We start from the raw sequence: 13,182 nt of genomic DNA, 5'->3' as shown, positions 1-13,182 counted from the left end.
CCCCACATGGCCGTGACTACCGTCGCCCAATTCGCCGCTGAGCTGAGCAAGCCGGCGGGCACGCTGCTGGAGCAGCTGCATGCCGCGGGCGTCAAGAAGTCTTCCGTTGATGACTCGCTGAGCGAGAACGACAAGGAACGCCTGCTCGACCACCTGCGCTCCTCGCATGGCACTGCTGCCACTGATCGCAAGAAGATCACCCTCGTCAAGAAGTCGACCACCGAGATCAAGCAGGCCGATGCGAGCGGCAAGGCCCGCACCATCCAGGTCGAAGTGCGCAAGAAGCGCACCTTCATCAAGCGTGACGATGCGACGGGCGCGGATGAGGCCAGCAATGGCCAGGATGACGCCGACCTGGCACGCCGCGAGGAAGAGGCGCAAGCCCAGGCCGCGGCCCTGCGTCTGCAGGAAGAGGAACTGGCCGCCAAGGTGAAAGCCCGCGAGGACGGCGAGCGCGCCGCGCGCGAAGCCGCCGAGGCGCGCCGAGCCGAAGAGCAGGCCGCTGCGGAAGCTGCTGCGGCCGCTGCGCAAGCCGCTGCCGCGCAGGCCGCCGCCGAAGCCGAGGCTGCCAAGCCGGGGCAAGTTGCCGAAGCCCGTCAGCGCAGCTCGGCTGCCGCGTCGGCCGAGGCCGCGGCAATCAACAAGGCTGCAGCCAGCCGCCGTGCCAAGTCGGCACCGGTCGAGCCGCCCGCACCCGAGCCGGTCGCCGCTGCGCCGGTGGAAGCGCCGGCGCCTGCGGTTGCCGTCGCGCCGGTCGAGCCGCCCAAGCCAGCGCTGCGAGTGGTCAAGGCCGTTGATGCTGCTGCCGAAGAGAAGCAGAAGCAGGACGACCTGTCTCGCCGCCGCAAGGCCGCCGAGTCGGAAGCCGCTGCCATCCGCGCGATGATGAACGCGCCCAAGAAGGTGATGGTTGCGCCCAAGAAGGAAGAGCCCAAGCCGGCTGAACCGGCTGCGGGCATCAAGGGCACCATCCACAAGAAGGTCGGCGCCCCTGGCGCACCAGCTGCCCCGGGCAGCACGGCGGCCAAGCCGGGCGACAAGAAGTCAGTCAAGTCCGAAAAGCTGTCGTCCAGCTGGGCCGATGACGCCGCCAAGAAGCGTGGCCTCAAGACCATCGGTGCCGGCCCGGCCGGCGCGAACCGCCCGGGTGGCGGCGGCAACTGGCGTGCTCCGGCGCGCGGGGGGGCCGGCGGCCGCCGTGGCGGCAACGACCGTGGTGGCAATGGCCAGGGCAACTTCCAGGCGCCTGTAGAGATGCAGATCCAGGAAGTGCATGTGCCGGAGACCATCTCGGTGTCCGATCTCGCGCACAAGATGTCGGTCAAGGCTGCCGAGGTCATCAAGCAGATGATGAAGCTGGGCCAGATGGTCACCATCAATCAGCAGCTGGACCAGGAAACGGCCATGATCCTCGTCGAGGAAATGGGCCACAAAGCCTTCCCGGCCAAGCTCGATGACCCGGACGCCTTCCTCGAAGAAGAGGGCACGACCGAGCAATCGCACGAGTCGCTGTCGCGCGCCCCGGTCGTCACCGTCATGGGTCACGTCGACCACGGCAAGACCTCGCTGCTGGACTACATCCGTCGTGCCCGTGTGGCTGCCGGTGAAGCCGGCGGCATCACGCAGCACATCGGCGCTTATCACGTCGACACGCCGCGCGGCATGATCACCTTCCTGGACACCCCGGGTCACGCGGCCTTCACGGCCATGCGGGCTCGCGGCGCCAAGGCGACGGACATCGTCATCCTCGTTTGCGCAGCCGACGACGGCGTGATGCCCCAGACCCGGGAAGCCATCCACCATGCCAAGGCTGCCGGTGTGCCGATCGTGGTCGCGATGACCAAGATCGACAAGCCCGATGCCAATGTCGAGCGCGTGAAGAGCGAGCTCGTGGCCGAGCAGGTCGTGCCTGAAGAATTCGGTGGCGATGCACCCTTCATCGGTGTCTCCTCCAAGACCGGCCAGGGCATCGACGACCTGCTTGAGCAGGTGCTGCTGCAGGCTGAAGTGCTGGAACTGAAGGCGCCGGTGGCCTCCATGGCCAAGGGCCTGGTCATCGAAGCCAAGCTCGACAAGGGCCGCGGCCCGGTCGCGACGGTGCTGGTGCAGAGCGGCACGCTCAAGCGCGGCGATGTCGTGCTGGCGGGTTCCACCTTCGGCCGCGTGCGCGCCATGCTGGACGAGGACGGCAAGGCTTGTACCGAGGCTGGCCCGTCCATCCCGGTCGAGATTCAAGGTCTGACCGAAGTGCCGCAAGCCGGTGACGAGTTCATGGTGCTGGGCGACGAGCGCCGTGCCCGCGAAGTGGCCACCTTCCGTTCGGGCAAGTACCGCGACGTGAAGCTGGCCAAGCAGCAGGCCGCCAAGCTGGAGAACATGTTCAGCGAGATGGGCGCCGGCGACGTGCAGACGCTGCCGCTGATCATCAAGTCCGACGTACAAGGTTCGCAGGAAGCGCTGGCCGCATCGCTGCTCAAGCTCAGCAACGCCGAGGTCAAGGTGCAGATCGTCCACGCGGCGGTCGGCGGCATCAGCGAGAGCGACATCAACCTCGCCATCGCGTCCAAGGCCGTCATCATCGGCTTCAACGTGCGTGCCGATGCCGGTGCGCGCAAGCTGGCCGAAGGTAACGCCGTCGATCTGCGTTACTACAGCATCATTTACGACGCTGTGGATGACGTGACCAAGGCGATGTCCGGCATGCTGGCGCCCGAGCAGCGCGAAGAAGCGCTCGGCACGGCGGAGATCCGCGTGGTCTTCGTTGCTTCCAAGATCGGCACGGTGGCCGGCTCCATGGTCACCAGCGGCCTCGTCCGCCGTGGTGCCAAGTTCCGCTTGCTGCGCGAGAACACCGTCGTCTACACGGGCGAGGTGGACTCGGTGCGACGCGAGAAGGACGACGTCAAGGAAGTCAAGGAAGGCTTCGAGTGCGGTATCAAGCTCAAGAACTACAGCGACATCAAGGAAGGTGATCAGCTCGAATTCTTCGAGATCAAGGAAGTGGCCCGCACGCTCTGAACGCCAGCCCCTTCGGGTTACCCCGCAGACCCCGCCCGAATGGGGCGGGGTTTGTCCTTTGTTGGCTGGCCGCGCGTGAACCGCGCAGACAGCCTGATCAGGAAACCGACCATGAGACACAAACGCGCCATCCCCAACCGCAGCTTTCGCGTCGCCGACCAGATCCAGCGTGATCTGGCGGAGCTGATCCGCGAGCTCAAGGATCCGCGCATCGGCATGGCCACGATCAATGCGATCGAGGTCACGCCGGACTACGTCCATGCCAAGGTGTTCTTCTCGGTGCTGGTCGGCGACCCGGTCGAGACGCAGGAAGCGTTGAACGAGGCGGCCGGTTTCCTGCGCAACGGCCTTTTCAAGCGCCTGCAGATCCACACCGTGCCGACGCTGCATTTCCAGTTCGACCGCACCACCGAGCGCGCGGCTGAGATGAGCGCGCTGATCAACCGTGCCAACGCGACGCGCGCGTTGGAGGACGAGGAACCGAATGACTGAGGACGTCGCCGTGGCGGCCCGTCCGCCGCGTCCCCGTATCCAACGCCGCCCGCTGCACGGCGTGTTGTTGCTCGACAAGCCGCTGGGCTTGTCGAGCAACGACGCGTTGCAGAAAGCCAAGTGGCTGCTGCGCGCCGAGAAGGCCGGCCACACCGGCACGCTGGACCCGCTGGCCACCGGCCTGCTGCCGCTGTGCTTCGGCGCGGCGACCAAGTTCAGCCAGCTCAGCCTGGACGCCGACAAGCGTTATCTCGCCACCCTGGCCCTGGGCATCCGCACGACTACCGGCGATGCCGAGGGCGAGGTGCTGGAGCGCCGCGAGGTTGACGGCATCACCGCCGATCAGATCGGCGCCGCCTGCGCCGCCTTCACCGGCGAGATCGACCAGATGCCGCCGATGTATTCGGCGCTCAAGCACGAAGGCAAGGCGCTGTACGAATACGCGCGCGCCGGCATCGAGATCGAGCGCAAGAGCCGCCGCGTGACGATTCATGCCATCGACATCGTGGGCGTGCAGGCTGGCACCGTGACCCTCGACGTCCGTTGCACCAAAGGCACCTATATCCGCACGCTGGCGGAAGACATTGGCTCAGCGCTCGGCTGCGGTGCGTCGTTGGCAGCCCTGCGCCGCACCGGATCGGGTGGCCTGACGCTGGACGGCAGCATCACGCTGGCCGCCCTCGAAGCCCTGCCCGAAGACCAGCGCGCCGCGCTGCTCACTTCACCCGACCGCTTGCTGGCTGACGCGCCCGAGCTGCGCCTGCCCGCGCCCGAAGCGGCCCGTTTCCTCTCCGGGTTGCGCCGCCGCGTCGACGCGCCCGATGCCGAGCGCGTGCGTGTCTACGGTCCCGAATCACGCGCCTTCCTCGGCAGCGCCCACATCACCTCTGGCGAGCTGATCGCCGACCGCCTGTTGACCCCGCCGGAGGTCCAGGCTTTGATCTCCGCCTGAACCGGTTTTTTTTAGAAGCAAGTCCCATGACCACCCCGATCCGCAACATTGCCATCATTGCCCACGTCGACCATGGCAAAACCACCATGGTGGACCAGCTGCTGCGTCAAAGCGGCACCTTCGCCGACCATGAAAAGGTCGTCGACACCGTGATGGACAGCAATGCCATCGAACGCGAGCGCGGCATCACCATCCTGGCCAAGAACTGCGCCGTGTCCTGGGGTGGCACGCACATCAACATCGTCGACACGCCCGGCCACGCGGACTTCGGCGGCGAAGTCGAACGCGCGCTGTCGATGGTCGACGGCGTCGTGCTGCTGATCGACGCCCAGGAAGGCCCGATGCCGCAGACGCGCTTCGTGACCAAGAAGGCGCTGGCCCTGGGCCTCAAGCCCATCGTCGTGGTCAACAAGGTCGACAAGCCGGGCGCCAAGCCCGATGCCGTCGTCAACGCCGCCTTCGACCTGTTCGACAAGCTCGGCGCCACCGACGAGCAGCTTGACTTCCCGGTCGTCTACGCCTCGGGCATCAACGGCTGGACGTCGCTGACCGAAGGCGCGCCTGGCGAGCAGTGGGGCCCCGACATGTCGGCCCTGTTCGACACCATCCTCAAGCATGTGCCGCCGCAATCCGGCGACCCGACTGCGCCGTTGCAACTGCAGATCTCGGCACTCGACTTTTCCACCTTCGTCGGCCGCATCGGCGTGGGCCGCATCAGCCAGGGCACCATCAAGCCCGGCATGCAGGTCGCCGTCATGGAAGGCCCGGACGGCAAGAGCGTCAATGGCCGCATCAACCAGGTGCTGACTTTCCACGGTCTGGACCGCGTGCAGGTCACCGATGCCGGACCCGGCGAGATCGTGCTGATCAACGGCATCGAGGACATCGGCATCGGCGTGACCGTGACCGACCCGGCCAACCCGGCGCCGCTGCCGATGCTGAAGGTCGACGAGCCGACGCTGACGATGAACTTCTGCGTCAACACCAGCCCGCTGGCCGGCCGCGAAGGCAAGTTCGTTACCAGCCGCCAGATCTGGGACCGCCTGCAGAAGGAACTGCAGCACAACGTCGCCCTGCGCGTGAAGGAGACCGACGAAGACGGTATCTTCGAGGTCTGCGGCCGCGGTGAACTGCACCTGACCATCCTGCTGGAAAACATGCGCCGCGAAGGCTACGAGCTGGCCGTGTCCAAGCCGCGCGTGATGTTCAAGGACGTCGATGGCGAGAAGCACGAGCCGATGGAGCTGGTGACAGCCGACGTGGAAGAAATCCACCAGGGCGGCGTCATGCAGGCGCTAGGCCTGCGCAAGGGCGAGATGCTCAACATGGAGCCGGACGGCCATGGCCGTGTGCGCCTGGAGTACCGCATCCCTGCCCGTGGCCTGATCGGCTTCAGCAACGAGTTCATGAACCTGACGCGCGGCTCGGGCCTGATCTCGTCGATCTTCGACGGCTACGAGGCGCACAAGGGCGAGATCGGCGGTCGCAAGAACGGCGTGCTGATCTCCATGGACGACGGCGAAATCTTCACCTACGCGTTGGGCAAGCTGGACGACCGCGGCCGCATGTTCGTCAAGCCGAACGACCCGGTGTACGAAGGCATGATCGTCGGCATCCACAACCGCGACAACGACCTGGTCGTCAACGCGACGCGCACCAAGCAGCTGACCAACTTCCGTGTTTCCGGCAAGGAAGACGCAATCAAGGTCACGCCGCCCATCGAGCTGACGCTGGAGTACGGCGTCGACTTCATCGACGACGACGAGCTGGTCGAGATCACGCCCAAGAGCGTGCGGGTCCGCAAACGCCACCTGTCGGAAAACGAACGCAAGCGTGCGTCGCGCGCTTAAGCGCACGACACACGCTGGCGCGGCGCCTTGCGCTCCCCCTGCCGCCTCCGGGAGGGGGTTCTAGTCAGTTGATTGCCCGCGCCCCGTTTTACGGGGCGCTCTTCGTTTGATGACGCACCGATCCGCTGTGTTGCTGATGCTGCTGGTCACGCTGCTGTGGAGTTCGGCGGGCGTGGTCACGCGGCATCTGGATGCGGCGCGAGGCTTCGAGATCACGTTCTGGCGCAGCGCCTTCAATGCGCTGGCGTTGGTCGTGATCCTGGGCTTCATGCGGGGCAGGGCGCTGCTGCCCAGCCTGAAAGGCCGCGCGGTCTGGGCCTCGGGGCTGTGCTGGGCCGTCATGTTCACGGCCTTCATGGTGGCGCTGTCGCTGACGACGGTGGCCAATGTGCTGGTGACGATGTCGCTGTCGCCGCTGTTCACGGCGCTGTTCGCGCGCGTCTTCCTGCATCAGCCCGTCCCGGCACGTACCTGGTGGGCCATCGGCGTGGCGGGCGCCGGCATCGCCTGGATGTTCGGCGGGCAGCTTGGCGGGCCGCTGCTCGGCGTGTTCGTTGCGCTCGGCGTGCCATTGGCGGCTGCAACGAACTGGTGCCTTCTGCAGAAAGTGGGGGAGGGCGACCGGCCGGGTGCGCCCGACATGCTCCCCGCCGTCCTGATCGGCGCGCTGCTCTCCATGGCGCTGATGCTGCCGCTGGCCTGGCCCCTGCAGGCTGGCCCGCATGACCTGACCCTGCTGGCCGGCCTGGGCGTCTTCCAACTGGCGGTGCCCTGTCTGCTGGCGGTGCGGCTGGCGCGCGAGCTGCCGGGCCATGAGTTGGCCTTGCTCGGTCAGATGGAAACCCTGCTCGGTGTGCTGTGGGCCTGGTTGTTTGCGGGCGAACACCCAGGCAGCGCGGCGCTGATCGGCGGTAGCCTCGTGCTTGCGGCGCTCGTCGCCAACGAAGCCCTCGCCCCTCCCTCCGTCAAATCCGTCCTGAAGAACGCATGAACGACCTGATTCCGCCCCTCGGTGCCGACGGCCAGATCCTGGCCGAGGTCAACGGCTGCCTTGGCCTCATCACGCTGAACCGCCCGCAGGCGCTGAACGCGCTGTCGCTGGCCATGATCCGCGACATGACGGCACTGCTGCGGCACTGGGCGGCGCGGCCCGAGATCCAGGCCGTTGCCGTGCTCGGTGCCGCGCGCGAAGGCAAGGCGCCTGCGTTCTGCGCCGGTGGCGACATCCGCTTCTTCCATCAGGCCGCCCATGTCGGTGACCCCGCGCTGGGGGACTTCTTCACCGAGGAATACCGCCTCAACCACCTCATCCACAACTTCCCCAAGCCCTATATCGCGCTGATGGATGGCATCGTCATGGGCGGCGGCATGGGCATCAGCCAGGGGGCCAAGCTGCGCGTCCTCAGCGACCGCTCCAAGCTTGCGATGCCCGAGACCGGCATCGGCTTGTTCCCCGATGTCGGCGGCGGCTACTTCCTCGCCCAGTGTCCCGGCCATGTGGGCGAGTGGCTGGCGCTGACCGGCCAAGCCATCGCGGCGGGCGACGCCATCGAGTGGGGCCTAGGCGACGTCTACGTGCCGGCCTCGCAGTGGACTGACCTCGTCGCCGCCTTGAGGGCCAGCCCCCAAGCCAGCGCCGAGCATGTCGTTGCGACCGTCATGGAGCGCGCCGACCTCGCTCCCGCCGCCGACCCCAAGGCCGCGGCTGAACGCATAGACCGCCACTTCGGCGAGCCGGCGCTGGCCGGCATCCTCGATTCGCTGGCTGCCGCTGACGACGACTGGGCACGCCAAACCCGCGAGACCTTGCTGCAACGCTCGCCGACCATGATGGCCGTCACGCTGGAACTTGTGCGCCGCGGCCGCAAGCTCAGCCTGGCCGATGACCTGCGCCTGGAGCGCGACCTCGTGCACCATGCCTTCCACCTTCGTGGGCCGAGCCGCAGCGAGACCGTCGAAGGCATCCGCGCGCTGGCCGTGGACAAGGACCATGCACCACGCTGGCAGCCCGCCACCGTTGCCGACGTGGACTCCGCCGAGGTTGCTGCGTTCTTTGTCAGCCCTTGGCCGGCCAATGATCATCCGTTGCGCGACCTGAGCTGAACGCGTCCTGCGTTTGCAGCGATCTGCGGGATTGGCCCGCCCCTGCCGGCTGCAGACACTCGCGCGGCCCAGGGTCACAACGCCACAAGGATCGCGCCATGCCTGCTCTTCGCTCCGCACTTGCCCTTGCACTCGCCGCCGTCTCGGTCACCACGGTCCACGCCGATCCGGTGCAGTGGCAGACCGCGGCCGGTGGCAACGGGCACTACTACCTCTATGTGCCGGACGCCGTGAGCTGGCAGGACGCGCTCGCCACGGCGGCGGCCAGCAGCTGGCAGGGCCAGGCGGGTTACCTCGCGACGATCACGAGCGCGGCCGAGGACAGCTTCGTCGGTGCCACCGTGGCCAGCGCCAACCTGGCCTGGATCGCCGCTTCCGATGACGGCGACGAGAACAACTGGACTTGGCGCGCCGGCCCCGAGGCCGGGCAGGCGCTGGGCTACACCAACTGGGCGTCTGGCGAGCCCAACAACTGCTGCGACGGTGAAAACTTCGTGCACCTGAACTGGCTCGCCACCGGCCAATGGAACGACCATGGCGGCCCGGGTAATCCGGGCCAGCTCAACGGCTATGTCATCGAGTACGCCGCTGCGGTGCCCGAGCCGGCGTCCGTCGCGTTGATGCTGGCCGGGGCGGCGCTGCTGGCCAGCCTGCGTCGCCGCCGCTGAAGCTCGGCTGCGTAGCAATCCTCAACACCCGCCACCGCCCGCACAGGTTCAGGCGGGCGTTGGCTTTTGCGGGCCGGGATAATCCCGCACGTGATTGCTTTATCCCCCTGGCGCTTGTCGGTCGCGCCCATGATGGACTGGACCGACCGGCACTGCCGCTACCTGCACCGGCTCATCACCCGCCACACGCTGCTCTACACCGAGATGGTGACGACCGGCGCCTTGCTGCACGGCGACCAGCCGCGGCACCTGGACTTCAACGCCGAGGAGCATCCGGTGGCGCTGCAACTCGGTGGCAGCGAACCGGCCGACCTGGCCGCCTGCGCCAGGCTCGCCGAGCGCTGGGGCTACGACGAGGTCAACCTGAACTGCGGCTGTCCGAGCGAGCGCGTGCAGAAGGGCGCTTTCGGCGCCTGCCTGATGGCCGAGCCGCAGCTGGTGGCGGACTGCGTCAAGGCCATGCGCGACGCGACGGCGCTGCCCGTCACCGTCAAGCACCGCATCGGCATCGACAGGAACGAAAGCTACGGCTTCGTGCGCGACTTCGTCGGCACCGTCGCCGCCGCGGGCTGCGAGGTCTTCATCGTGCATGCCCGCAATGCCTGGCTGCAGGGCCTGTCGCCCAAGGAGAACCGCGAGATCCCGCCGCTGCGCTATGAGCTGGTCGAGCAGTTGAAGCGCGAGTTCCCGCAGCTGACCATCGCCATCAACGGCGGCCTCAAGACGCCGGACCAGATCGCCGAGCAGCTGGCCGTGCTGGACGGCGTCATGGTCGGCCGCGAGGCCTATCACGAGCCCTGGAGCATGGCGCAGTGGGACTCGCGCTTCTTCGGTGCCGCCGACGCGGCGACGTCGCGCGAGCAGGTCGAGGACGCCTGGCTGGACTATCTCGACCGCGTGCACGCCGCCGGCCGCTCCTGGTCGCACGCGATGCGCCATGCGCTGGGCCTGTGGAATGGCACACCGGGCGCGCGCCGCTGGCGCCAGGTCTGGAGCGATCACCGCCTGAAGACCCTGCCGCCGCGCGAGGTGGCCGAGCGGGCCACGGCGGCGCGAGTGCAAGGTGCGTCCATCGCGGCATGACGACCGGCCGCGGCCTGGTGCTCGGCGAGCATGCGCGTATGAATTCTTCGATGACCCGAACCGCCGCCCTGGCGCTGTGCCTCGCCGTGGTGGGCAATGTCCATGCCGTGCCTTGCAAGGAGCAGCCGGGCGCCGCCGAGCGCCGGCAGGCCGTCGAGCGGGGCCTGCTGCCTGCGGTGGTGTTCGACGACGAGGTGCAGCCGCAAACGCTGGCCGCCCGCATGCTTGAGCACGGCGTGCCGGGGTTGGCCATCGCGGTGCTGCGTGGCGGCGAGGTGGATTGGGTGGCCGTTCATGGCCGCCGTGCATCACAGGCGCCGGCGGTTGGCTGCGCCACGCTGTTCCAGGCCGGTTCGCTGGCCAAGCCCGTCACGGTGCTCGCCGCGTTGCGCCTGCAGGACGCCGGCCGGTTGGACTGGGACTGCGACGTCAACGGCCTGCTCACGTCGTTGCGCCTGCCTGCGGGCCGGCAGACGCCCGAGCACCCGGTCACGCTGCGTGGGCTGCTGGTGCACACCGCAGGCATCACGCCGGGCGGCTACCCCGGCTATGCCCAGGCCGGCCCGGTACCGACGGCGGTGGACGTGGCGACCGCAGCGCCGGGCACGAACACGCCGAGGCCCGAGGTCGTGCTGCGGCCCGGCGAGCAACTGCGCTATTCCGGCGGCGGCTACACGCTGGCGCAGCTCGCCCTGCAGGACAGCCAGAAGTTGGCGTTCGAGCCGCTGATGCAGCGCTGGCTGTTCCAGCCGCTGGGGCTGAGCCGGGCCACGTTCGCGTTGCAGCGCCAGGACGCTGGTGGTGACGTGGCGGCCGGCCACGGGAACGGTGCTACAGCCGTCCCGGGCGGCTGGCTGCACCTGCCCGAAAGCGCGGCAGCCGGCCTGTGGTCCAACGCCGGCGACCTGGCCGCGCTGCTGGCCGAGCTGCGCAAGGGTTGGCAGGGGCGCAGCCAGGTGTTCCAGCAGTCCAGCGTGCGCGCGCTGCTGGGCACCCCTGTCGAACGGCACCTTTACGGCTTCAGGCTCGTCGGCGATGGCAAGGAGCAATTCCTTGTCCACTACGGTGGCACCACGGGCTACAACGCCGGCATGGCTGTCAACCTGCAGACGGGTGACGGTGTGGTCTACCTGGCCAATGCGGAGGCGGGCCGCGAACTGAGCGTCGAACTGCTGGCTGCGGTGTCGCATGCCTATGGATGGACACAGTTCCGCGAGACGCGTGTGCGCCGGGCCGAGCGGGACGAGGCGGCCCTCCACGGGCTCGCCGGGCGCTATCGGTTCGCCAACACGGGGGTGCGCGTGCAGGTGGAGCAGACGCAGGCGCAGCTGACGCTGGTGTTCCCCAACGGCGACCGCCTTGCGTTGACGCCCATCACTGCCGACGGCGTGGCGCTGCAGTTCATCCATCCCACCGGTGTGCGTGTCGGCTTCCGGCGCGGTGAAGCAGGCGCGGTGACGATGCATCTGTACGGCAATCAGGGCGTCCGCGAGAACTCGCCATGACGGTACTGCGGCGTGCCTGGGTTGCCACGGTGTGCCTAGCCGCGGCAGCGACGGCGGCGGCGCAGCCGCTTGCGCCCGGTGTCGTCCTGGTACCAGGCGGTTTCGAGGCCGGCCGCCAGCCGGACGGCAACAGCCTGCTCCTTCAAGGAAGCGAAGGCTGGCTGCTGATCGACAGCGGCCGCCACCGCGCCCACGCCGAAGCGGTGCGGGCCGCAGCGGGCGGACAGGTGAGGGCGTTGCTGAACACGCACTGGCATCTGGACCACCTGGGCGGCAACGCCTGGCTGCGCTCGCAAAGCCCGGGGCTCGAAGTCTGGGCGTCGCCGGCTGTGGCCAAGGCGCTGGCAGGCGACGGCTGGTTGGACCGCTACCGCCGCCAGCTGCAGGCGGCCCTGCCGACTGCCGCTGCCGGGCAGGCCGCGGTCATGCGCATCGACCTCGACCTGTTGAACCAAGCAGCAGCACTGCGGCCAGACCATGAAATCGAGACCGCAGCGACGCTGAGCATCGCCGGCCGCCGCTTGCAGGTCGGCGTCGAGACGGCCGTCAGCGGTGGCGACCTGTGGGTGATGGACCTGGAGAGCGGCACGCTGGCCGCCGGCGACCTGGTCACGCTGCCGGTGCCCTTCATGGACACCGCCTGCCCGCCGGCCTGGCGCGAGGCGCTGGCGCGCATCGCCGCGCAGCCGTTCAAGCGCCTCGTGCCGGGTCACGGCCCGGTGATGAGCCGTGCCGAGTTTGAGCGCTGGCGCGGCGGCTTCGAGGCGCTGCTGGACTGTGCCGACCAATGCTTGCATCCGGCCGCCTGCGCCGCCGTCTGGCGCTCGCGAGTCGACACCTGGCTGGACGACGCGGGCCGTGCCCGCGTCAATGGCATGCTGGGCTACTACTTCAAGACCCTGCTGCAAGCCGCGCCCGAGCAACGTGAACGATTCTGCGCAAGCCCCTGAACCCCGCCTGCCCGCTGGCGAGCCGCTGTGGTGCCACAGCTTCGACACGGCGCTGGGCCGCTGCGGCATCGTGTGGAGCGACCAGGGCGTCGTCGCCTCGCTGCTGCCCGATGCCAGCCCCGCGCGGCTCAGGCGGCGTCACCCGGGCGCCCAGCTGACGGATGACCTGCCGGCCGCCATCGCCCACGCCGTGGACGGCATCCGGGCACTGCTGGCCGGCGAGGTGCGGTACCTCGGCGACATCCCGCTCGATGAACGCGGCATTCCCGAGTTCCGCCGCCAGGTGCATGCGCTGACCCGCGCCATTCCGCCCGGCCAGACGCGCACCTATGGCGAGATCGCCGCCGCGCTGGGCCAGCCGGGCGCGGCACGCGCGGTCGGCCGCGCCGAGGGGGACAACCCGTTTCCGCCCATCGTGCCCTGCCACCGCGTGATGGGCGCGGGCGGCGAGCCGACCGGCTTCTCGGCGCCCGGCGGCGTGGAGACCAAGCGGCGCATGCTGCTGATCGAAGCGCGCGCCGTGGGCCAGCTCGCAGGCGACCAGCAGCCGCTGTTCTAATT

General features: G+C 68.5%; 11 protein-coding genes. All 11 read left to right on the top strand.

All coding sequences use genetic code 11. From position 1 onward, the window contains the following. Window positions 1-6 precede the first annotated feature (6 nt). The 11 genes from infB to ASC81_RS21285 all read left to right on the top strand — a co-directional run bounded on the left by infB (window position 7) and on the right by ASC81_RS21285 (window position 13,180). Window positions 7-3,018, top strand: coding sequence for a translation initiation factor IF-2 (gene infB, locus ASC81_RS21335; RefSeq protein WP_056271622.1), 3,012 nt, complete (start codon window positions 7-9; stop codon window positions 3,016-3,018). Window positions 3,019-3,129: 111 nt separating this feature from the next. Continuing rightward, entirely contained in the window at window positions 3,130-3,510 is a 381-nt protein-coding gene (gene rbfA / locus ASC81_RS21330) for a 30S ribosome-binding factor RbfA (RefSeq protein ID WP_056271908.1), read from the top strand. Next, window positions 3,503-4,462, top strand: coding sequence for a tRNA pseudouridine(55) synthase TruB (gene truB, locus ASC81_RS21325; protein ID WP_056271619.1), 960 nt, complete (start codon window positions 3,503-3,505; stop codon window positions 4,460-4,462). Before rbfA ends, truB begins: the two co-directional genes overlap by 8 nt. A gap of 26 nt (window positions 4,463-4,488) precedes the next feature. Further along, window positions 4,489-6,312 (top strand): translational GTPase TypA, encoded by a 1,824-nt coding sequence (gene typA, locus ASC81_RS21320; protein ID WP_056271617.1) that lies wholly within the window; start codon window positions 4,489-4,491, stop codon window positions 6,310-6,312. Window positions 6,313-6,421: 109 nt separating this feature from the next. Beyond that, entirely contained in the window at window positions 6,422-7,303 is an 882-nt protein-coding gene (locus ASC81_RS21315) for a DMT family transporter (RefSeq protein ID WP_056271615.1), read from the top strand. Next, a complete protein-coding gene (locus ASC81_RS21310) occupies window positions 7,300-8,415 on the top strand; it encodes an enoyl-CoA hydratase/isomerase family protein (RefSeq protein WP_056271613.1) in 1,116 nt (371 codons plus the stop codon). The genes ASC81_RS21315 and ASC81_RS21310 overlap by 4 nt, the downstream gene beginning before the upstream one ends. Window positions 8,416-8,513: 98 nt before the next feature. Further along, window positions 8,514-9,083, top strand: coding sequence for a lectin-like protein (locus ASC81_RS21305; protein WP_056271610.1), 570 nt, complete (start codon window positions 8,514-8,516; stop codon window positions 9,081-9,083). Window positions 9,084-9,212: 129 nt separating this feature from the next. Then, the gene (dusA, locus tag ASC81_RS21300; protein WP_235533737.1) at window positions 9,213-10,166 is read left to right on the top strand and encodes a tRNA dihydrouridine(20/20a) synthase DusA; all 954 of its coding nucleotides are present in this window, start codon (window positions 9,213-9,215) and stop codon (window positions 10,164-10,166) included. A 50-nt stretch (window positions 10,167-10,216) separates the two neighbouring features. Further along, window positions 10,217-11,671, top strand: coding sequence for a serine hydrolase (locus tag ASC81_RS21295; RefSeq protein WP_162253768.1), 1,455 nt, complete (start codon window positions 10,217-10,219; stop codon window positions 11,669-11,671). Next, the gene (locus tag ASC81_RS21290) at window positions 11,668-12,621 is read left to right on the top strand and encodes an MBL fold metallo-hydrolase (protein WP_056271605.1); all 954 of its coding nucleotides are present in this window, start codon (window positions 11,668-11,670) and stop codon (window positions 12,619-12,621) included. Before ASC81_RS21295 ends, ASC81_RS21290 begins: the two co-directional genes overlap by 4 nt. Next, entirely contained in the window at window positions 12,596-13,180 is a 585-nt protein-coding gene (locus ASC81_RS21285; protein ID WP_235533724.1) for a methylated-DNA--[protein]-cysteine S-methyltransferase, read from the top strand. Before ASC81_RS21290 ends, ASC81_RS21285 begins: the two co-directional genes overlap by 26 nt. Window positions 13,181-13,182 lie beyond the last annotated feature (2 nt).

The sequence above is a fragment of the Pelomonas sp. Root405 genome, assembly GCF_001425165.1.
GTDB lineage: Bacteria > Pseudomonadota > Gammaproteobacteria > Burkholderiales > Burkholderiaceae_C > Pelomonas.
This window is presented reverse-complemented; position numbering and strand designations above follow the sequence as displayed.